Source organism: Galactobacter caseinivorans (assembly GCF_003640665.1).
Taxonomy (GTDB): Bacteria; Actinomycetota; Actinomycetes; order Actinomycetales; family Micrococcaceae; genus Galactobacter; species Galactobacter caseinivorans.
Genome location: NZ_QQXL01000006.1, coordinates 185,330 through 205,811, shown reverse-complemented (window position 1 = coordinate 205,811; position 20,482 = coordinate 185,330). Strand labels below are relative to the sequence as shown.

Sequence of the window (20,482 nt, the reverse complement as noted above, 5' to 3'; positions counted from 1 at the left end):
TACGATGTAAACAGAACATCCGATCCTGAAGGGGACCTCTCATGTCGCAGAACCCGTACGAGCCCGCACAGCAGCCGGACAATAACGGCGCGCCGCAGGACCCCTACACGGCCACGCCGCCGTCCACTGACTCCTCGGAGCCCTACGGCCAGGCGCCGCAGCAGCCTTACGGTCAGCCGGAGCAGCCGGCCCAGCCTTACGGCCAGGCGCCGCAGCAGCCCTATGCTCAGCCGGAGCAGCCGGCCCAGCCTTACGGCCAGGCGCCGCAGCAGCCCTACGGTCAGCCGCAGCAGTATGGCCAGGCCCAGCAGTATGGCCAGCCGCAGCAGTATGGCCAGGCCCAGCAGTATGGCCAGCCGCAGCAGTCGGCCTACCAGCAGCAGGGTTACCAGCAGCCGGGCCAGCCGTACGGTGCCCCCCTGGGTGCCAGCCCGGACAACGGCTTTGGCAATCTGCAGCTGAACCTGTGGCTTTCCGCCTTCTTTAGTGTCATCCCGGCGTTGATCTTCTGGATCGTGGACAAGGACAAGACCACCGGCGCCGTGCGCAAGGCCAACGCGGACAATCTTTCGTGGCAGCTTGTGGCATTGATCGCCGTGACGGTTTCCTCGCTCTCCATGTTTATCTTCATCGGTTTCATCCTCTACCCGGTGGTGACCATCGGGTGGTTCGTGATCTCCATCATCAACGCCATCCAGGTGCCCGGGAAGCTCCGCGCCGGCCAGCAGGCCAAGTTCCCCATGACCCCGGAGTGGATCAAGTAAGCGGTTCTTTGAACTGCTTGAACTGAGCATTACCGCAGCACCGCACCACAGCGCGAAGGCCCCGGATCAAGCGATCCGGGGCCTTCGCCGTCGTGCAGTGAAAAACTCAGCCGTTGCCCGGGTATCCGGAGGCCAGCAACACCATGGCGCCCGTCGGGTCCGCGATGCTCACCACGGTGCCGTAGGGCGTGTCCTCCGGGCCGGACAGGATGGCGCCACCGAGGGCCACCACCTGCTTGGCGGCGGCGACGGCGTCCTCCACGCCCAGGTACACCCGCCAGTGATCCGGCACGCCCTGGGGCAGGAAGGCGGAGGCGTCCATGATGCCGGCGCGGGAGTCCGCGTCCTTGCCTAGGGTGGCGTAGCGGAACTCGTCGCTGTCGGAAACCACGGTGATGTCCCAGTCAAAGGCCTCGCGATAAAAGGCCTGGGCGCCCGCAAAATCGCGAGTGAAGAGCTCAAACCAATAGGGCGCGCCGGGCTCGTAGGTGAGCTCAAATCCGGACATGGGCTGGGGCTGCCAGATGCCGATGGCGGCGCCAGTCGTGTCTCCCACCAGGCCCATGATCCCTTGATCGGGGACGTCCATGGGAGGGAAAAAGACACTGCCGCCTGCGGCCAAGGCGCCGGCGGAGCTGGCGTCCGCGGAGGTGGAGCCAAGGTAGGTGGTCCATACATCCGGCATGTCCGCCATGTCCGGCTGCTTCTGCATCATCCCGGCCACCGGCAGGCCGTTCTTGTGCGCCATGAGGTACCCGCCGTACTTCTCCTCATCGCCGCCCTGGAACTCCCAGCCCAGCAGCGTTCCGTAGAACTCCTGTGCCTGGTGCACATCTGCCGTCATCAGATCAATCCAGCAGGGTGCTCCCGCTTGGAAAATGGCACGCGTCATGGTGGCCTCCTGGGTTGGGGCGGCGCCTGCGCGCCACTCCTTTGCAACGTAGCCCCCCGCGAGATCGCCGACAAGGGTGCCAAGCAGGCATCCCACAGCGAATCGGGCTAGCGTGGGGTGCCCTGAGTTGGACCAGACCGAGGAGACGCATGAGCAGGCCCCGCCCCCAGGATCGCAAGCCGGAGCAGCACGAGCCCCAGGCTTCCGACGCGCGCGCGGAGGCCCCGCAGGAGGGTGGCCTTGATGCGCTCTTGGGGGGCGACGCCGCGGGGGAACCTGGGAGGGTGGGCGGCGGTGAAGCCGCCGGCCGAGCGGCGTCGGGCACTCGGAAATCCAAGGGGACACAGACGCCGTCCGGATCCGCTCAGGAGACGCGTCCTCGCACGCCGCGCCGCGTCCTCATCACGGCGATTCTTGGTGCGTTCCTTGGCGCCCTTTCGCTGGTCTTTGCCTTCAATCTTGACGTCAACATCAACTGGATTTGGGCCGCGGTGGTGGGCCTGGTGCTGGCGGGGGCAGCCTGGGTGATGGCCGCGCTGGAGGGCTCGCGCAAGCGCTGGGGCATGCTCTCCGCGTTGGTGTGTGTGCTGGGGATCGGTGCGCCGCTGGTGGTGAATGCGGTCTTCATTCAGGACGTCACGGAGCGCTCCCAGCGGGAGCAATCCATCACGGATCAGGGCGAGGATTATGACGAATCGGCGGCCGCTGCGCAGCTGCCGGAGCAGGTGAAGAACGCACTCGCCCTGGGATCGGCGCAATTTGTGGCCGGCGTGCGTGTCAGCCTGGACGCGGTGGAGCGCGATGCCAGCGCGGCGGTGAGGGCCAGCGATCCGGAGGCCCCGGCGCCGGAGGGGCGCTACGTCACGGCGACCGTGTCGGTGCTGAACAACGCCGAGGCGCCCGTGGATCCCGCGACCACGCTGGGGATGGACCTGATTTTTGCGGACGGCACGGTGGTGGATTCCACGCAGTGTGTGGCCACCCTGAAGCGTCCGGTGCTGGATGTGGGGGCGCTGGAGCAGGGCAAGGAGGCAACCTTTGACGTGTGCTTTGACGTCCCGGCTTCCCACAGCTCCGCGGAGAAGGTGGACGCGGCGGCCGTGCGCGTGAGCAACCAAATTGACCCGACTCAGGCTGCGGCTTTCTGGAAGGTGAAGTAGCCCGCCCCTCGGGAAATCCCTTTTCTGGGTGACAACATATCTCTCTTCATATACGATCTTGGATATGACGTGGCTCACGTCTCCCTGAACTCATTCGGTCCATTTGAGGGGTTTGTACAGTGTCGTCTCACGCCCAGATCAGTCATACCGTGAACCGGCGCCGCGTTGCTGCGGCCACCATCATCGGAACCACCGTCGAGTGGTATGACTTTTTCATCTACGCCAATGCCGTTGCGTTGGTCTTCACCAAGCAGTTCTTTGACCCGGCGGGCGGGAGTGTGGGCCAGCTGGTGGCGTTTGCCTCCATTGGGCTGTCCTTCCTCTTCCGCCCGCTCGGCGCCTTCCTGGCCGGCCATTATGGCGACAAGATCGGCCGCCGCGCCATGTTGGTCGCCACGCTGTTGATGATGGGGATCGCGACCGCGCTGATCGGCCTGCTGCCCACCTACGCCCAGATAGGTGTCGCGGCGCCCATCCTGCTCCTACTGTTGCGCGTGCTGCAGGGCATCTCCGCTGGCGGCGAGTGGGGAGGTGCGGTCCTCATGGCCGTGGAGCACGCAGACCCCAAGCGCCGCGGCCTGGCCGGTTCCTTCCCCCAGCTCGGCGTTCCCCTCGGCATGCTGCTGGCCTCTGGCGTCATGGCGCTCATGTCTGGTGTCATCTCACCCGGAGCGGCCTTTGCCGAATGGGGCTGGCGCGTGCCGTTCCTGCTCTCCATCGTCCTGGTAGGCGTGGGCTACTGGGTGCGCCGCTCGGTGGATGAGTCCCCGGTGTTCCAGGAGATCGCGGAGACCAAGCAACAGACCAAGCTGCCGATCGTTCAACTGCTCAAGAGGTACTGGTACCTGGTGCTGCTTGGCGCGCTGGTCTTTGCTGGCAACAACGCCCCGGGCTACATGACCACAGGTGGCTTCATCACCAAGTACGCCACCAAGGACCTGAAGTTGGATCAGACGGATGTGCTGGTGGCCGTGGCCGTCGGCTCCGCCTTCTGGTTCATTTTCACGCTGCTCTCCGGGTGGCTCGCGGACAAGATAGGCCGTGTTCGGACGTACCAGATTGGCTTTGTCTGCAGCGCGATTGCCGTCTTCTTGATCTTCCCGATCATGAGCAGCGGGGGAGTGGGAATGCTGTACCTGGCGCTCTTCCTGTTCTCCATTGGGCTGGGCCTGACCTACGGACCGCAGGCCGCCCTGTACTCGGAGATGTTCCCCGCCTCGGTGCGCTTCTCTGGGGTCTCCATCTCCTATGCGCTGGGTGCCATCTTGGGTGGCGCCTTCGCGCCGCTGATTGCCCAGGCCATCCTTGATCAGACCAAGTCCACGACCGGCATTTCCGTGTATCTGTTTGTGGTGGTGGTGGTCGGCTTCCTCGCCGTCTCGGTGATTCGCGATCGCCAGGGCATCAATCTCTCCATCAAGAATGAGGCCGAGCAGGCCAAGGGTGCCACGATCTTTGAGAAGTCCGGCGCCCGGAAGGGGCAAGACAGCCAGGGGTAGCAAAGGAACGGAAGTAGCACGGGAACCAGTTCGCGCCCGGCCGAGTGTGGCCGGGTGGAGCAGGGGCAACGGGGCGTCACCTGGCGGTGGCGCCCCGTTGCGGTGTCTGGCCGCGCTACCCGAACCGCGCCGCGCCGTCGCGCGCCCGCCCCCCGCGCCGTCGCGCCTGGCCGCCCAGTTCGTCTCCATCCGGAGAAGTATTGACATCAGCTCATATCAAACTAGACCAATCGCGAAACACCTCTTGACTCCATCTGTGAAACGGGGCAAGGTTCTGTACTTGTCAGTAGTTTTCCCCCGAACTCGTCAGCACCCCCCGACAGTTCTTCGATCACAGGAGATCGGCATGATGACTCCAAGCACCCGGCGCACACGCGTTGCCCTGGCCGCCTGCGCCACCGGCGCGTTGGCGCTCATGAGCCTGAGCACCACCGCCATTGCGGCGCCCGTCCAGCCGTCGTCGCACAGCATCGACAGCGGATCGGGGCAGAAGCTCAGCCTCTCGACCAACGGCGCCGTTCAGAGCCTCACCACCGGCAAGGACAAGCCCTCGCTCAGCGCGGATGCGGTGAGCAAGGAACTGGCCGTGACCTTCAAGGCCTCGCCCAAGTCCAACTTCAGCAAGGTCCGCGGGGACAAGCTGGGGCAGGGCAGCCTGAACCGCTTCCAGCAGGTCATTGACGGCCACGTGGTGCAGGGTTCCTCCGTCGCCACCTCCCTGGACGGCAGCGGCAAGCTGCTAGAGACCATGGGCAACGTCGCGACCGGCACCAAGGGAACCTTCCCGGGCAAGCTGGCGCTGGATCGCCACGCCAAGGACGCCAAGGCCGCCGCCACCAAGAGCGTGAAGGCCGGCGCCAAGGCCACCACCACGGTCAAGGACACGGTGTGGTTTGCTCCCGCCGTGGCCGGCACCGCCACGCAGGGCACCGTCGCAGAGCCGGCCTACCGCGTCGCCGTGAGCACGCCGAGCAAGGGCTGGGTCGTCACCGTCTCTGCCTTGGACACGTCCAAGGTGCTGGCCACCACCACCAGCCAGCATGAAATTAACCGCGTGATCTGCGATGCGAACCGGGCCAAGGCCACCGTCACCGCAGACTTCAAGTGCGGCTCTACCTCCGCGAACAAGCCAAGCCGCGTAGAGGGCGGCGCGGCCTCCAGCATCGCGGACGTCAACAACGTCTATAACTTCTTCGCTGACACGGATGCGTTCTACCAGAAGAACACCAAGGCCGGAGACCTGACCGCCATGGTGGGCGCCAATTACAACGACGGCGCGGGCAAGGCCATGCGTGCCAGCGTGCGCCAGTGCATCAGCGGCGAGGATTGCCCCTACCTCAACGCCTTCTGGGATGACGGTCTGTCCGCGATGGTTTACGGCGAGGGTGTCACCACGGACGACGTTACGGGCCACGAGCTGACCCACGGCGTGACCTCCAAGACCAACGGCCTGGTGTACGAGAACGAGGCCGGGGCTATCAACGAGTCCATGTCAGACATCTTTGGCGAGCTCATGGATGTGGGCAACGGCAGCTCGGATGACACGGCCACCAACCGCTGGAAGATGGGCGAGGGTTCCTCGCTTGGCGTCATCCGCGACATGAAGGCCCCCAAGACCCACCAGCAGCCGGACACCTACAAGGGCACCTACTGGGTCCCGACCACCAAGAACCCCACGGATAGCAATGACTACGGAGGAGTCCACTCCAACTCCGGCGTGGGCAACAAGCTGGCTTCGCTGCTGGTGGATGGCGGCAGCCACAACGCCGTCACCGTGAAGGGGATCGGCGTGGCCAAGTCCTCGCAGATCTTCTGGACCACGCAGACCCTGCTGACCTCCAACGCCACCTACTCCACCATGGGTAAGGCGCTCACGCAGGCCTGCTCCACCAACGCCAGCAACGCCCTTGCGGGCATCACCACGGCAGATTGCACGCAGGTCACCAATGCCATCAAGGCAGTGAAGATCCCGTAGCACAGCTGTTGGCACACCCCCCTGGGGCGGCCCCGGAACCCGACGTGCGGTCGGGTTCCGGGGCCGCCGCCGTAGGGATAAACCCTGGTTCGCGGCGCGCAGGCGTGAGAGTCTGAAGGTCATCCCTCGCACCGCACCCCCTCGCGACGTTTGGAGCACATCATGAATTCTGAGACCGTTCAGCAACGAGGTCAGCGACTGGTTGACCTGCACTCGAGTGGCGAGATCATCGTCCTGCCCACGGTCTGGGACGCGTTCAGCGCCCGCATCGCGGTGGAGGCCGGGTTCCCGGCCCTCACGGTGGGCTCCCACCCCGTGGCAGAGGCCTTTGGCCTGCCAGACGGCGAGGCCCAGCCCTTTGACGAGTATCTGGAGCAGGTCAGCCGGATTGCCGCCGCGGTGGATGTCCCCGTCTCCGTGGATGTGGAGTCCGGGTATGGACTGCCCCCGCAGGAGTTGATCCGGCTGGTCCTGGAAACGGGGGCGGTGGGCGTGAACATCGAGGACACCCTGCATCAGGAGGAGGGGCGGGTCCGCGGGCGCCAGGAGCTCTTTGACTACATCGCCACTGCGGTGGAGGCCGCCAAGGGCGCCGGCGTTCCCTTTGTCCTGAACGGCCGCACGGATGCGCTGGTCCACGGCACGGAACTGTTTGAGGATCCGCTGGCAGAGGCGCTGGAGCGCATCCAGGCCATGGCAGAGGCGGGCGCCTTGAGCGTCTACCCGGTGGGCCTGCCCGACGCCGCTTCGGTCAAGAAGGCGGTCGACGCCGTGTCGGTGCCACTCAACGTCACGGCAGACCCGATCGATGGCCACCCGGCCGGCGGTCTGGCTCAGCTACGCGAGCTTGGCGTGCGCCGCGTCACCTTTGGCCCCAAGTGGCAGGCGCGGCTCAAGGAGCCGGCGGCGCAGATGCTGCACGCCTGGCGCGGCTAAGCAGCGGCCAGCGCGGCGGCTCGGCCAGTGGTTTGCGCCGCGGCTCGGCCAGTGGTTTGCGCCGCGGCTCGGCCGCTAACTCTGCCGCTAACTCGGCGGCTGGGCCAGGCGCAGCGCAGCCCAGAGCTCGGCGCGGGCGGCAAAGCCGTCCAGGCGGTAGCCGCCCACGTGCTCTGCCGTGCGCAGCCTGGCCCGAATGGTGTGGCGGTGCACGCCAAGCTCACGGGCGGTGGCCTCGTGATTCCCGTCCAGGCGTAGCCACGCGGCCAGGGTGGGGAGCAGCGAGGTGCCGTGGCGTGCGTCGTGTTCTCGCAGCGGCTGCAGCATGGCGCGGGCGGCGGTGCGCGCGTGCGGGTCCGTCACGGAGCCCATCAGGTCAAGGCCGAGGAGTTCGGCGAAGTGCGTGAGTTCCCCTGCGCCGCGGTCCAGGGCGGCCGCTGCCTGGGCGGAGGCCTCAGGGAAGGCGTCGTAGCCCACGGGGGAGGAGACCCCCCAGCGCCCGGCAAAGCGGCGGCGCAGTTCCGCGAGCCCTGCCTCGGCCTGATCGGCCTGGGCTATCAGTACCACGCCCTGGTTCTGGCCCACGCGCTGGCTCTGGCCCTGGCCCACGCGCTGGCTCTGGCCCACGCCCTGGCTCGGGCCCTCGCGCTGGCCCAGCCCCCGGCTCTGGCCCACGTCCAGCCCCTGGCTCTGGCCCACGTCCACGCCCTGGCCCCGGTCCTGCCGGGCCAGGAATAAGCCGCGGGAGGTGCGCTCCGGGAGGGAGGCAATCCAGGCGGCCACCGCCTCGGGGCTCGCCTCCAGCTCGGCTCCTGCTGCCACGACGATGGGCGGGTCCGGAAGCGCACCGCCTGGCGCGGACCCGGCCGCGGCGTCGTCGGGCAGGGCCGCAGCGTCGTGGGGCAAGCCCGCCCCGGCCACCGAACGCGCCAACCCCAGATGTCCGGCGGCCAGCAGCGCAAGCACGCCGCCGTGCAGGGCCAGTCGGGAGGAAATGAGGGCGGCGTCCTGTTCCGAGGCCAGGCCCACCATCGCCACCACCGAGTTCATGACCGCCTGTGCCTCGTGGTCAAGGCCGTCCCCGGCCACGGCGAGCACGCCGCGCAGGGCGTCTCCGCGGCCCACGGTCTGGAGGGTAAAGGCCTGCCCGTCCAGGCGCATCACGCTGGTGGCGCGGGAGCGCCTGGCCAGCAACTGCCGCGCACGGTCCTCCACCGCCTCCACGTCCGCAGGCCGGGTGCCGCGCGGCAGGGACTGGTGTGTGAGTGACCCGGCGGCGTCGAACAACCCCACCCAGGCCTGCAGCTGCCGCGAAAACTCTTGCACCGTGGGGCCAATGCCGCCGGCCTGCAGCGCCGCCCGTGAGATGGCCCGCTGCGCCCCAAGGGCCCAGGAGCGCCGCGCGAAGGCGAGGTGGGTGACTGCCTCGGCGTTGGCGCGGGCCACCGCGATGAACGGGGTCTGGAAGGGCACCTCAAAGAGCGGCATCCCGTGCGCCTGGCAGGCGGTAATCAGCGCGTCCGGCACGCCGTCGCGGATCACCTCGGTGCCAAAACCCAGGGCGACGACGCCCGCGTCAACTAGGCGGGACACGTAGGCCTCCGCCACGGGGCCGGGTGCCATTCCCGGGCGCTCAAACTGGGTGCCGGTGGTCAGCAACACCACTCCCTGCACCAGGAAGGGGGCGGGGTTGAGCAGGTCTGAGCTGTGAACCCAAGGGGCCCCGCGATCCAGCGCCTCCACGGGAGGGGCGCCCACGAGCCTCAGCCCCAGCTCGGCCTGAGCCAGGAGGGTACGCACGGTCGGCAAGGGTATGGGTGAATCCACCATGAGGCCACTGTACGGTCCGTACAAACAACCCTCCCAACTTGTACTGCCCGGACAGTGCGGAGGTGGGGTGGATCACCCTACTCTGGAGACTATGACCACCACTGACGCCATGACCGGCGGCCCCTCCCTGCCCCAGAAGCGCGAACTGAAGACGGCTCTGCCCGGCCCCAAGTCCAAGGCGATCCTGGATCGCAAGACCGGCGCCGTGGCCGCTGGCGTCACCTACTCCGTCCCGGTCGCCGTGGTGGCAGCCGGCGGCGGCGTGGTCGTGGACGCTGACGGCAACTCCCTCATCGACCTTGGCTCCGGCATCGCCGTGACCACGGTCGGCAACGCCAACCCCCGCGTCGCCGCGGCCGTCGCTGCCCAGGCCGCAGCGTTCACGCACACCTGCTTCATGGTGTCCCCGTATGAGGGCTACGTGGAGGTCGCGGAGAAGCTCAACGAGCTCACCCCGGGCAGTTTTGACAAGCGCACTGCGCTGTTCAACTCCGGTGCAGAGGCCGTAGAGAACGCCATCAAGATCGCCCGCACCTACACCAAGCGCACCGCCGTGGTCGCCTTTGATCACGCCTACCACGGCCGCACCAACCTGACCATGGCGCTGACCGCCAAGGCCGCGCCGTACAAGACCGGTTTTGGCCCGTTTGCCTCTGACATCTACCGCGTGGCCGGGTCCTACCCGTTCCGTGACGGCCTGTCCGGCCAGGAGGCCGCCAAGCGCGCCATCTCGCAGATGGACAAGCAGATTGGTGGCGACCAGATCGCGGCCGTCATCATCGAGCCCGTCCAGGGCGAAGGCGGCTTCATTGTCCCCGCGGAGGGCTTCCTGGAGACCATCGTGGATTGGTGCCGCGAGAACGGCATCGTCTTCATTGCAGATGAGGTGCAGACCGGCTTTGCCCGCACCGGCACCATGTTCGCCTCCGAGCAGCTCGGCATTGAGCCGGACATGATCACCACCGCCAAGGGCGTTGCCGGCGGTATGCCGCTGTCCGCGGTCACCGGCCGCACGGAAATCATGGATGCCCCGCACGGCGGCGGCCTGGGCGGCACCTACGGTGGCAACCCGGTGGCCTGCGCCGCGGCGCTGGCCACGATTGAGTCATACGAGGAAGAGAACCTCGCAGCGCGCGCCCAGGAGATTGGGCAGATCATCGCCGAGCGCATGGAGGCCCTCGCCGACGAGGACCCCCGCGTGGGCGAGGTCCGTGGCCTGGGCGCCATGGCCGCCGTGGAGTTCGTTGACCCGGAGACCGGCGAGCCGGATGCGGCCATCGCCAAGGCAGCCGCCGCCTCTGCCATTGAGCAGGGCGTCATCACGCTGACGTGCGGCACCTACGGCAACGTGATCCGTTTCCTGCCGCCGCTCTCCATCAGCGACGAGCTGCTCAACGAGGGCCTGGACATCGTCGCAAAGGCCGTCCGCGCCCTCTGAGGCCGGCGCCCACAAGGACTCCCATGCCAGCCACGAGCCATGACGCGGTGGTGATCGGCGCCGGCCTGGCCGGGCTGGTTGCCGCGCGCGAAGTGGCGCGTGGCGGCCACCGTGTGGCAGTCCTTGAGGCGCGCCCGGTCGTGGGTGGGCTGGCCTGCCCGCTCACCCCGGAGGGGCGCGCGTTGCACCTGGGTGGTGATTGGCTTGCCGCCGATCACACCCAGGTGCGCGCCCTGACGCGTCAGCTGGGGCTGCACACGGTGCGCCCGGAGCCCGCGGGGGATGACGTCTATGTGGATCACACCGGCCACCCGGTGCGCTTCACCGGGGATCTGTTCCCCGTGGACCCATCCACGGAGGCGCAGCTGCTCACGCTGATCGCGCGCCTGGACGCCCTGCTGGCCACCGCCACGCAGGGCCCCACCGAACAGGGCCCCATCGAACAGGGCTCCGTCGAACAGGGCTCCGTCGAACTGAGTACCATCACGCTGGGCGCCTGGCTGGAGACCCAGAGCGACGACGCCGCCGCGCGGCACGCGCTGACGCTGCTGATCGCTGGCCCGCGTGCGGGTGGATCCGGGGAGCGGCTCCCGCTGGCCAAGGCCCTGCGCCTAGGCGCCGGCGCTGGCTCCTTCTCTAACCTGTTGGATCGCAGCTATCGGGCGCAGCGACGCATTCAGGGAGGGGTTCCCGCGCTGGTGCGGGCGCTGGTGGCGGAGCTGGCCGCCCTGGGAGCAACGATCATCACAGACCACGAGGTCATCGGAATCCAGGACCACAACAATGGCGTTGTGGTCCTGGCCGGTGACCTCGTGATGCACGCACGCGCTGCGGTGCTGGCAACCCCCGGGGCGGCGCGAGCCGCGCTGCTGGCCCAGCCACGCGGCGTCGGGCAGGGGGAGGAACAGGCGCTCGCGATCCGCGCCAGCTACCCCACCGCGTTCTGGCGCCAGGAGGGGCTCTCCGGCCAGGGGATGAGCCCGGATCAGGCGCTGGCGGAGCTGCAGGACGTGTCCTTTACCGAGACGGACGGGCGCGGCGCGCTGGTGGGCTTTGCCTCTGGAGACGCCGCGCGGCGGCTGTTGGCGCTGCCGGCGGCGCAGCGCCGCCGGGCCGCACTGGCCTCCCTGGCGAGCTATGTGGGTTCGCGGGCGGCCGAACCGCTTGGATACCTGGAGGCCGTGTGGTCTGCTGGGTACGGTGGGGTCGATGTGTTGGCCCCGTCACATTTTTCCCTCGCGGGTGCTGATCTGGCCGGTCCCGGCCACGGTCACCTCGAGGGGGCAGTGCGGTCCGGATCCCGGGCAGCCCACCAAGTGTCCGCGCTCCTGCGCGGCGAGCAGTTCCTTGCACAACAGTTCTTAGCAAACAAGCCAAGTTCAACGGCGGATTCCAGGGTGCTCCTGGGGGCCACCGACGGAAGGGAATCATGAGCGATTACGCAGTCGTCAACCCCGCCACGGGCGAGACCGTGGCCACCTACCCCACGTTCGACGCCGCACAGGTGGAGAACGCCGTGGCAGCCGCCAAGGCGGCACACGATGGTTGGTCCCGTTCCAGCACCGTGGCAGAGCGTGCCGCGCTGGTGAAGCGTGTGGCGCAGCTGCACCGCGAGCGTCGCGAAGAGCTGGCCAACATCATTGTCCGCGAGATGGGCAAGCCGCTGGAGCAGGCCCTTGGTGAGGTGGATTTCTCCGCCGACATCTACGAGTTCTACGCGGATAACGCGGACAAGATCACCGCTGATCGTCCCATCGAGGACCTCCTGGGAGAGGGCACCGCGTTCATGCGCCACTCCTCCCTTGGCGTGCTGCTTGGCATCATGCCCTGGAACTTCCCGTACTACCAGGTCTCCCGCTTTGCCGGTCCCAACCTGATCAACGGCAACACGATCCTGCTCAAGCACGCCCCGCAGTGCCCCGAGTCCGCGGCCGCGATTGAGCAGATTCACCTGGACGCCGGCTTCCCGGTGGGCGTGTACCAGGATGTGCGCCTGACTAACGAGCAGTCGGCTGAGGTCATCGCGGACACGCGCGTTTCCGGCGTCTCCCTGACCGGCTCCGAGCGTGCCGGTGCGGCTGTGGCAGAGGTGGCCGGTCGCAACCTGAAGAAGGTTGTCCTGGAGCTGGGCGGCTCCGATCCGTTCTACCTCTTCTCCACTGACGATCTTGACGCTGTCGTGGAGGCCGCCGTGTCCGCCCGCCTGGGCAACAATGGCCAGGCCTGCAACGCCGCCAAGCGCTTCATTGTGCAAGAGGACCTGTACCAGGACTTCCTGGACAAGCTGACCCAGGCCTTTGCCGACATCAAGGCGCAGGATCCCACGCTCGGCGAGACCTTCCTTGGCCCGCTCTCCTCCACCGCGGCCACTGACCGCCTGGAGGAGCAGGTGGGGCGCGCAGTGTCCCAGGGTGCCAAGGTCGCCGTGGGTGGCGGGCGCAACGGCAACTTCTTTGATGCCACGATCCTCACCGACGTGACCCCGGAGAATGATGCCTACACGGAGGAGCTCTTTGGCCCCGTGGCGCAGGTCTACAAGGTGGCAGATGAGGCGGAGGCGCTGGCCGTGGGCAATGCCATTCCCTTTGGCCTTGGCTCCTACCTGTGGACCAAGGACAAGGAGCAGGCGGAGCGCGTTGCCGACCAGATTGAGGCCGGCATGGTCTACATCAACCTGGTAGATGCCGATTCGCCTGAGCTGCCCTTCGGCGGCATCAAGCGCTCCGGCACCGGCCGCGAGCTGGGCATCATGGCCGCGAACGAGTTCGTCAACGCCAAGCTCATCCGCGCCGACAAGTGGTGATCGCCGCTTCGGTGATTGCTGCTCGCTGACGTTTGCCCGCAAGGGCAATCTGCGAGGGGGCCGGACGGTAGCCATACATGGCGACCGTCCGGCCCCCTTTGTGTGCAGAGATGTGTGCAGAAAACTGAGCGCCCGACGCCGGTCGCGCCGGACCGCGCGCGGGCGTCAGTCCTCGAGCAGTAACGTGAGCGTGCCGTCTGCGCCCCGCGCCGCCCGCACACCCTGGAGGCCGTCCAGGACCACATCGGCGTCGAGCAGGTCAGCGGTGAAGGTGCCCGTCAGGCCAAGTGAGCGCATGCCGGCGGCACGCGCCGCGGCCAAGCCGGCCGGTGCATCCTCCACCACCAGGCAGCGCGCCGGGTCCGCGCCAAGGCGCTGGGCGCCCAGCAGGTAGCCCTCCGGGGCCGGCTTGCCCTGGCTGACCATGTCCGCGGTGACGATGTTGTTGGGGGCATCCCAGCCCACGGCGCCCAGGCGCACGGCCGCGAGCGCGTTGGTGCAGCTGGTCACGATGGTCCAGCGCTCCTGCGGGAGGGAGGCCAGGACCTGCGCAACGCCGGGCAGGCGCACCACGCCGTCGGTGTCCGTCTCCTCCAGGTGGTTGATCAGGTCTAGCGCCTCCTGGAAGCGCTCCGGGGCCAGATCCTGGGTGTCGATCACGCCCTGGATGACCTGCCGGGCCGGCACCCCGTGGTCGTGGTAATCGGTGCGCCCAATCCCCAGCTCGCGGCCCCAGCGCGCCCAGGCGTTGGTGGTGACCGGCGTGGAATCGATGAGGGTTCCGTCCAGGTCAAAGAGGATGGCGTCCAGGCCGTCGAAGAGGGTGCGTGTGCTCATGCGGACCAGCCTACCGATGCCCGTCCCGCGGCCGTCCGCTCGGTGTGCTCCGCGCCATAAAATGCGGGTCATCATCACGCTGTGGTCACGGCAAGGCGACGGATGGGTCTCGGGTGTGCGGCGTTAGGATCACGGTTGCGCGCGGTCCTTGTGGCCCGTGTTCTAGGGGAGAAGACTCATGGATGTGGGGGCGCCCTAGCCGCCACGACGAACAGCCACATGCAGCGCATAAATGTGCCGCGCGCGCGTTGTTGTCAGCAAGATATGCGTTTGAAATCCAGGAGAAAACATGTTCAGCGCCCGCTCGCCCAAATCCCCGTCCTTCATGATCCGTGGCGCCGCCATCGCAGCCGCCACCGGCCTGATTCTGACGGGGGTCAGCTTGCCCGGCGCCCAGGCCAGGTCTGTTGGAGTGAAGGCCGCTCCCGCCGCCTCCGCCAAGACCGCGACCAAGACTGTCTCCACCGGCTGGTCCTGGGCCGGCGGCGGAGCGGTGAAGGCCAAGACCCTGGGGGCCTCCCAGGCCAAGGCGCTGGGAGGTGCGGGGTGGCTCAAGGTGAAGCACTCGACGTCGCGCACTTTTGTGGAGACCGCCACCACCGCCTCCGGTCAGCTCGTGGGGCTGGACCGCGGCGCGGTGAAGGTGGCGACCAAGACCGGAGCCAAGACGTACATGGCCGGGCTCAAGGGCGCCTCCTTCGTGTTTGTCTCCGAAGGTACGGTCTACGCCGTGGCGTCGGTCAAGGGCGCAGACGTCCTCTACCGCGGCAAGGGAGTGGGTAAGAAGCCCACCAAACTGGGCAAGATCCCCGGCAAGGCCGCGCTGAAGCGCAGCTACGCCGGTGTGCAGGGCGGGCGACTCTTCTGGACCCAGCGCGCCAGCGTCACCTCCGTGCACCAGAACGTGATGTCCATGCCGGTGGCAGGCGGGGCAACGCGGACCGAGGGCAAGGACGTGGTCAACCCCGTCTTCACCTCCAAGGGCGTTTACGCCACCCAGCGCGGCGGGGGAGCTGCGGATCAGGACGCGGCGACCTTCCGGGGCATCGTGAAGCTCTCCTGCGGCAAGGCCACCCGCGTGCTCAAGTACAACGACTCCACCACCAAGGCCGGCGTGAGCCGCGGGCTCATCGTGACTTCCGGCCAGGGCAATACCTTGGTGATCAACAAGGTGGGCGGGCCCGCACTGGTGCTGGATCTGCGCACGCACAAGGCGTACCGCTTTGCCTCCGGCGCGGCCGCCGCAGGCAACGGCGTGGTGGCCTGGACGCCCAACGATGTGTACCAGGGCCGCGGTGCAAGCAAGTCGCTCTACGCCCTGGACGTCAAGAAGGGCGCGCTGCGCTCCGTCGCCACCGGCCAGGTCGTGGACGCGGTCTTCGCCAACGGCCGCGCCGTGGGTTCCATGGGCCGCGATGCCCGCAACACTGCCGTCGGCGCGCTCCTGCGCTGATCAGAGGCGCCGGCGCCCAGACACCCACGCGCTGGCGGCTCAGTTCACTTGGCGGCTCAGTTCATTTGGAGGCTCGGTGAACCACGGTGCGGGGAAGCACCACGGGTGCGCCGTTGTCCGGATCCGAGATGATGGCGGCCTCCAAGTCAAAGACGTCCCGGAGGAGCTGCGCCGTGACCACCTCTTTGGGCGTGCCCTGCGCCACCACCGCGCCCGCCTTCATAGCGATGAGGTGGTCGGCGTAGCGGGCCGCCAGGCCAATCTCGTGCAGCACGGCCACCACCGTTCGTCCTTGATGGGCCAGCTCTGCGGCGAGCTCAAGCACCTCCACCTGGTGGGACAGATCAAGGAAGGTGGTGGGCTCATCCAGGAGCAACACCTCTGACTCCTGCGCCAGGACCAGGGCAATCCACACGCGTTGGCGTTGCCCACCAGAGAGCTCATCCACCCGGCGACCGGCCAGCAGCTCCACGCCGGCGCTGGCCATCGCGGATTCCACCGCGCGTTCGTCCTCACGCGAGTAGCTGCGCAGAAGCCCCTGGTGGGCGTAGCGCCCGCGCAACACCAGGTCCCGCACAGTGATGGCCTCCGGGGTCACGGGGGATTGGGGCAGCATGGCCACCCGCTTGGCCCACTCCTTGGCCTTAAAACCCTTGGCGTCCCGGCCGGCCAGGTGCACGCTGCCCCCGCCCAGCGGCAGCAGGCGTGACAGGGCCTTGAGCAGGGTGGATTTGCCGCACGCGTTGGGCCCAATCACCGCGGTGAAGCTCCCGGAGGGGATGCTCACGTCCAGGTCCGTCAGAACGGGGGCAGATCCGTAGCCCACCGTGATGCGGTGGGCGCTGAGCATGGCCTCCCCGGTGGCCGGTTGCTTGGTCAAGCTCATGATCTTTTCCCTTCTCTTGCCAACAACCACACCAGGTAGCCGCCGCCCAGCACCACGGTGACGGCGCCGACCGGCAACTTCACGTCCGGAATCAGGTACTGCGCCAAGAGATCCGCGACGGAGAGCAACAGCGCCCCGACCAGAGCCGGGCCTGCCACGCCGGTCCCGCGATGCCCGCCCGTGATCCTCCGGGCAATCTGTGGGGCGGCCAGGGCCACAAAGGAAATGGGGCCGGCCACCGCCGTCACCACCGCTGTGAAGGCCGCCCCGATCAGGACCAGGACCAGCTTGATGGGCTCCACGCGCATGCCGGTGCCGGCGGCGATGCTGTCACCGATGTCCAGCTGTGGTAGCCAGCGGCCCAGGGGTACACACGTGGTGAGCAGGACCAGCGCCACCAGGGCTGGGGGCACCAGCGTGGCCCAGGTCATCCCGTAGAGCGTTCCCGCGCCCCAAATCGCGGCCTGCATGGCATCATCCAGCTCCGCCTTGACGCTGAACCAGCTGGTCAGGGCCGTCAGCAGTGCGCTCACCGCGATGCCAACAATCACCATCCGGAAGCCGGTGATGCCACGGTTGAAGGCCAGCACGTAGATGCTCAAGGCCGCCACTACCGATCCTGTCACTGCGCCGGCCGCCACGGCGGCGTACCCGCTGGCCCCGATCGCGAGGACGCCGACCACCCCGGCATAGGCCCCGGCATTGAGTCCAAGCACGTCCGGGCTGCCCAGCGGATTGTGCGTGATGGTCTGGAAGATGGCTCCGCTGAGGCCAAGGCAGGCGCCGAACAGGGCCGCGGCAAGCGCCCGCGACAGTCGCCATTCAAAGACCAGGGCCTCCGTGGTGGAGGCCCGCTCGCTGGCGCCGTACAGCAGGGAGCCCCACTGCGTTCCGCCGGGTCCAAGCACCAGGGAGAACGCCAGAGCCGCCAGCACGCCCACGGCCAGCAGCGCGCAACAGATGAGAGCACGGCGGCGCACCACCACGCTGAACTTTCCCAGCCGCAGCACGGCGGTCGCGGCCTCCGCCCTCACCATGACTCCTTCTTGGTGCCCCGCACCATGGCGATCAGCACCGGCGCCCCCACCAGGGCCGTGACGATGCCGACGCGCAGTTCGGCAGGCCACACGATGAAGCGCCCCACCAGGTCAGCCACGAGAACCAGCAACGGCGCCAGCAGCATGGAGGCGGCCATGATCCAGCGTTGGTCCGGGCCAAAGAGGCGCCTAGCCAGGTGGGGAATCATGAGCCCAACAAAAACAATGGGTCCGGCCGCCGCGGTGGCCGCGCCGCACAACAGCACGATCGCGCCAAGGACAAGCACCCGCGTCAGCACCACGTTCACGCCGAGCGACCGAGCGACGTCGTCCCCCAAGGCCAGCGCGTTCAGCCCCCTCACGCACCACACGGCCAACAGGAGGCCGGCCAGCACAAACCATCCCACGTGCTCGATGGTTCCCACGGGGCGGTCTGTCACGGATCCCACGAGCCAAAAGCGCATGCGTTCAAAGGTCATGGGGTTCAGGTAGGTCAGCGCCATGGAGGCACCGGTGAAGACGGCGCTGAGCGCGGCGCCCACCAGCGTGAGGCGAACCGGCGTGGCGCCGATGGGCCCGCGGGTCGCCACGAGGTACAGCAGCACGGCGGCCACCACGGTGCCGCCCATGGACCACCAGACGGAGGTGCCGATGGAGCTGATGCCAAAGACGCCAATCCCCACGGCCACCGCGAAGGAGGCGCCGGCGTTGATCCCGAGCAGCCCAGGATCGGCGAGCGGGTTGTTGGTCATGGCCTGCATCAGGCCCCCGGCAATGCCCAGCGCCGCGCCGATGATGAGCGCGAGCACGGTGCGGGGGACCCTGACCTCTGCCACGGTCACGCTGGCGATGGATCCATCCGGGGAAAACAGCGCGCTCAGCACCGTGGGTAGGTCCAGCATGGCGCTGCCCACACTGACGCTCAGCAGCACGCTGAGGAGCAGCAAAGTGCCGATCCCCAGCAGCCCGGTCAGGCGGCCGGTGAGCTGAAGGGTGGAGCCCTTGCCGGGGCTCACGCCCGCCCGCCCAGCGGGGCCGGGACAAAGGTCAGCGCTTCCCTGCCCCACCCCACCTGCGCGACGCCGTTGGCTTGCAGTCCCGCGGTAGCGGCAAGGTGCTGGACGGCGGGAGCGGGACGTGGCGCTGTTCCCGTGAGGGCCACGGTCAGTAGCGCACTTTCTGCTGCGGTGGGGCTGAGGGCGTCCGGCCGAGTCGATTCGATGACCACCACCTCGTGGTATCCCGCGGCGGCGCGCAAGGCCAGGGTGGCCTCTGCGTCGGAGAGGTGGCCAAGGGCGTGAACAAGCACCAAGGCACGCCCTGGGTCGGTGCTGCCAGCGCCGGCGTTCCGATCAGGGGGTAAGGGTGAGGCTGTGGGTGCGAGTTGTGAGGGGGAGGGCGGCCAGGGCTGTCCCAGCTCACGGCGCCCCGGGTGCTGGCCCAGCTCTGCGGTCACCGCGGCGTTGACCGCCTCTGCGCCGGGCCCCGCCACGTCCACGTGGGAGCGGGTGAAGACGGGGAGGGCAGCCAGCGAGGGAGCCAGGAACTGCAGGCCAAGGGTGGCCTCCGTGAGCTCCTCAGCGATCTCTGGATCCTGCCGCGCTTGCTGGGCCACGCTGCTCCCATGGGCCGTGGTCCACGCCGGTGTGTCTGAGGTGAGTGCATCCGGGAGGCAGGCCAGGCTCAGCATCGCGTCCGCCTCCAGGCCAACAAACTCATCCGCTGCGTGCTCATCCGCCAGGAGCTCCGTGCCGAAATCCGCCAGCGCGTATCCCGCGGGGCCCTGCGTGATCAGGCCGCAGGAGAACAGGACGGGCAGCAGCCCCTCCAGCGCATCCGCCCTCACCTTCAAGCGGGTGGCCAGGTCCTGCGCGGAGGAGGCCTCGTGGTCCTCCAGCGCTTCGAGCAGGCCAAGGCGTAGCGCCGCGCGCACAGCCAACCATCGCACCGGCGACTGCAGTTCGGGGCCCGGCGCGGGCGTCGTCGCCTGGGTGCTGACGGCGGTTGCGCCGCCCTGCTGACCAGAAACTGAACCCTGACCCTGACCCTGCTCCGAAGCTGAAACCGACGTTGAAGCAGATGCCGACCCGGAGACGCGGGCAGGGGCCGGGACGGCCGGAACGCCGTCGTGCTGTTCAGCGTGCCAGTATCCCGTGAGGTCCACGCTGCTGCGAGGCACGGCGCGGACCTTGCTGAGGTAGCGGCGCACGGGCAGCAGCGCGCGGCTCTCCGCGCCTCCCCAGACGTAGACGCGGCGTTCCCAGACGGAATCCTGCATGCCGCGCACCGCGTCCACCAGCGCGGTGGGGTGGCCCGGCGCGGCAAGAATCCACGTCACCGTGTCCTGCTCACGCACGGCTAACTCCTGCCGCGCCTCCTCGGTGGCGACCGTCAGGATGGCGTGGACCGGGGCGGCGCTGGGGGGATCGTCAAAGAAGCGGGCCACCGCAGGCAGGCCCGTCTCATCTGCCAGCAGGATGACCGCTTCGGTCTCCTGGGGCAGATTCGTGGAGGATTTGGGGCCCACGATCCACAGCGGATCCCCCGGTCGTGCGGTGCGGGCCCAGCGTTCGGCCGGGCCGGACCCGGACTCTGCGTCAGCATGGAGCACAAAGTCCAGGTCAAGGCGCCACGAACCATCCGGCTCCTGGCGCAGGGCGCGCGGCGTGTAATCCCTGGTCTGGCGACCCGGCGCGCGCGTCCATTCGATGCCGCCGTCCAGCTGGAGGGGCAGGGCCTCCTCCACGGGGCCTTGCGCGTTAAAGACCAGCTTGACGTGGTCGTCAAAACCGGGGGAGGCGAAGCCAGGCAGGTGGATGCCGTCGCGGCTGAACGGGCCAAGCTCCTGGCCCGTCAGCGTGACGCGCAACGCGCGCGGGTTCAGGTGGGTCACGTGGGCCACCTCGAGTCGGCGCAACACAATCGGATGCACCTTCATGTCGCGCAGACTCACGCGTTAACCCACATTCCCT

At 68.1% G+C, this 20,482-nt stretch carries 16 protein-coding genes; 9 read left to right on the top strand and 7 right to left on the bottom strand.

From position 1 onward, the window contains the following. Positions 1–41 precede the first annotated feature (41 nt). A complete protein-coding gene (locus DWQ67_RS10910) occupies positions 42–764 on the top strand; it encodes a DUF4870 domain-containing protein (protein WP_121485634.1) in 723 nt (240 codons plus the stop codon). Positions 765–870: 106 nt separating this feature from the next. Here the strand turns inward: DWQ67_RS10910 and DWQ67_RS10905 are convergent, their stop codons facing one another. Next, a complete protein-coding gene (locus tag DWQ67_RS10905) occupies positions 871–1,656 on the bottom strand; it encodes a VOC family protein (RefSeq protein WP_199712688.1) in 786 nt (261 codons plus the stop codon). Between the two features lie 149 nt (positions 1,657–1,805). On the opposite strand from DWQ67_RS10905, the gene DWQ67_RS10900 reads away from it, so the two are divergent. From DWQ67_RS10900 to DWQ67_RS10885, 4 genes are all read left to right on the top strand, one after another. Next, on the top strand, positions 1,806–2,816 hold the full coding sequence (locus DWQ67_RS10900) for a hypothetical protein (protein WP_121485633.1): 1,011 nt from the start codon (positions 1,806–1,808) through the stop codon (positions 2,814–2,816). A gap of 119 nt (positions 2,817–2,935) precedes the next feature. Next, on the top strand, positions 2,936–4,315 hold the full coding sequence (locus tag DWQ67_RS10895; RefSeq protein WP_121485632.1) for an MFS transporter: 1,380 nt from the start codon (positions 2,936–2,938) through the stop codon (positions 4,313–4,315). A 346-nt stretch (positions 4,316–4,661) separates the two neighbouring features. After that, entirely contained in the window at positions 4,662–6,290 is a 1,629-nt protein-coding gene (locus DWQ67_RS10890) for a M4 family metallopeptidase (RefSeq protein ID WP_158595437.1), read from the top strand. A 162-nt stretch (positions 6,291–6,452) separates the two neighbouring features. Further along, the gene (locus DWQ67_RS10885; protein ID WP_121485630.1) at positions 6,453–7,226 is read left to right on the top strand and encodes an isocitrate lyase/PEP mutase family protein; all 774 of its coding nucleotides are present in this window, start codon (positions 6,453–6,455) and stop codon (positions 7,224–7,226) included. Between the two features lie 87 nt (positions 7,227–7,313). Here DWQ67_RS10885 and DWQ67_RS10880 read toward each other — a convergent pair whose 3' ends face one another. Beyond that, positions 7,314–9,026 (bottom strand): PucR family transcriptional regulator, encoded by a 1,713-nt coding sequence (locus tag DWQ67_RS10880; protein WP_158595436.1) that lies wholly within the window; start codon positions 9,024–9,026, stop codon positions 7,314–7,316. 121 nt (positions 9,027–9,147) lie between these two features. Between DWQ67_RS10880 and gabT the strand changes: the two genes are divergently transcribed. From gabT to DWQ67_RS10865, 3 genes are read left to right on the top strand one after another with little or no spacing between them, the layout of a single operon-like run. Next, positions 9,148–10,494, top strand: a complete 1,347-nt coding sequence (gabT, locus tag DWQ67_RS10875) for a 4-aminobutyrate--2-oxoglutarate transaminase (RefSeq protein ID WP_121485628.1) — start codon at positions 9,148–9,150, stop codon at positions 10,492–10,494. A 23-nt stretch (positions 10,495–10,517) separates the two neighbouring features. Continuing rightward, the gene (locus tag DWQ67_RS10870; RefSeq protein WP_121485627.1) at positions 10,518–11,927 is read left to right on the top strand and encodes a flavin monoamine oxidase family protein; all 1,410 of its coding nucleotides are present in this window, start codon (positions 10,518–10,520) and stop codon (positions 11,925–11,927) included. Then, positions 11,924–13,297: an NAD-dependent succinate-semialdehyde dehydrogenase gene (locus tag DWQ67_RS10865; protein WP_121485626.1), complete on the top strand. Its 1,374-nt coding sequence runs from the start codon at positions 11,924–11,926 to the stop codon at positions 13,295–13,297. Before DWQ67_RS10870 ends, DWQ67_RS10865 begins: the two co-directional genes overlap by 4 nt. A 165-nt stretch (positions 13,298–13,462) precedes the next feature. On the opposite strand, the gene DWQ67_RS10860 is transcribed toward DWQ67_RS10865, so the two are convergent. Further along, the gene (locus tag DWQ67_RS10860) at positions 13,463–14,134 is read right to left on the bottom strand and encodes an HAD-IA family hydrolase (protein ID WP_121485625.1); all 672 of its coding nucleotides are present in this window, start codon (positions 14,132–14,134) and stop codon (positions 13,463–13,465) included. Between the two features lie 289 nt (positions 14,135–14,423). Here DWQ67_RS10860 and DWQ67_RS10855 point away from each other — a divergent pair, with 289 nt between their 5' ends. Continuing rightward, entirely contained in the window at positions 14,424–15,587 is a 1,164-nt protein-coding gene (locus DWQ67_RS10855) for a hypothetical protein (RefSeq protein WP_121485624.1), read from the top strand. A 61-nt stretch (positions 15,588–15,648) separates the two neighbouring features. On the opposite strand, the gene DWQ67_RS10850 is transcribed toward DWQ67_RS10855, so the two are convergent. From DWQ67_RS10850 to DWQ67_RS10835, 4 genes are read right to left on the bottom strand one after another with little or no spacing between them, the layout of a single operon-like run. After that, the gene (locus DWQ67_RS10850; RefSeq protein ID WP_233556060.1) at positions 15,649–16,473 is read right to left on the bottom strand and encodes an ABC transporter ATP-binding protein; all 825 of its coding nucleotides are present in this window, start codon (positions 16,471–16,473) and stop codon (positions 15,649–15,651) included. Next, entirely contained in the window at positions 16,470–17,510 is a 1,041-nt protein-coding gene (locus tag DWQ67_RS10845) for a FecCD family ABC transporter permease (RefSeq protein ID WP_121485623.1), read from the bottom strand. Before DWQ67_RS10845 ends, DWQ67_RS10850 begins: the two co-directional genes overlap by 4 nt. Then, a complete protein-coding gene (locus tag DWQ67_RS10840) occupies positions 17,504–18,526 on the bottom strand; it encodes a FecCD family ABC transporter permease (RefSeq protein ID WP_121485622.1) in 1,023 nt (340 codons plus the stop codon). Before DWQ67_RS10840 ends, DWQ67_RS10845 begins: the two co-directional genes overlap by 7 nt. Beyond that, on the bottom strand, positions 18,523–20,448 hold the full coding sequence (locus DWQ67_RS10835) for a siderophore-interacting protein (RefSeq protein WP_121485621.1): 1,926 nt from the start codon (positions 20,446–20,448) through the stop codon (positions 18,523–18,525). Before DWQ67_RS10835 ends, DWQ67_RS10840 begins: the two co-directional genes overlap by 4 nt. Positions 20,449–20,482: the final 34 nt, after the last annotated feature.

Coding starts and splice junctions, on each gene's coding strand:
- DWQ67_RS10900 (WP_121485633.1), top strand. CDS start 1,806: ATGAGCAGGCCCCGCCCCCAGGATCGCAAGCCGGAGCAGCACGAGCCC.
- DWQ67_RS10835 (WP_121485621.1), bottom strand. CDS start 20,448: ATGAAGGTGCATCCGATTGTGTTGCGCCGACTCGAGGTGGCCCACGTG.
- DWQ67_RS10910 (WP_121485634.1), top strand. CDS start 42: ATGTCGCAGAACCCGTACGAGCCCGCACAGCAGCCGGACAATAACGGC.
- DWQ67_RS10870 (WP_121485627.1), top strand. CDS start 10,518: ATGCCAGCCACGAGCCATGACGCGGTGGTGATCGGCGCCGGCCTGGCC.
- DWQ67_RS10905 (WP_199712688.1), bottom strand. CDS start 1,656: ATGACGCGTGCCATTTTCCAAGCGGGAGCACCCTGCTGGATTGATCTG.
- DWQ67_RS10860 (WP_121485625.1), bottom strand. CDS start 14,134: ATGAGCACACGCACCCTCTTCGACGGCCTGGACGCCATCCTCTTTGAC.
- DWQ67_RS10885 (WP_121485630.1), top strand. CDS start 6,453: ATGAATTCTGAGACCGTTCAGCAACGAGGTCAGCGACTGGTTGACCTG.
- DWQ67_RS10890 (WP_158595437.1), top strand. CDS start 4,662: ATGATGACTCCAAGCACCCGGCGCACACGCGTTGCCCTGGCCGCCTGC.
- DWQ67_RS10850 (WP_233556060.1), bottom strand. CDS start 16,473: ATGAGCTTGACCAAGCAACCGGCCACCGGGGAGGCCATGCTCAGCGCC.
- DWQ67_RS10855 (WP_121485624.1), top strand. CDS start 14,424: ATGTTCAGCGCCCGCTCGCCCAAATCCCCGTCCTTCATGATCCGTGGC.
- DWQ67_RS10845 (WP_121485623.1), bottom strand. CDS start 17,510: ATGGTGAGGGCGGAGGCCGCGACCGCCGTGCTGCGGCTGGGAAAGTTC.
- DWQ67_RS10865 (WP_121485626.1), top strand. CDS start 11,924: ATGAGCGATTACGCAGTCGTCAACCCCGCCACGGGCGAGACCGTGGCC.
- gabT (WP_121485628.1), top strand. CDS start 9,148: ATGACCACCACTGACGCCATGACCGGCGGCCCCTCCCTGCCCCAGAAG.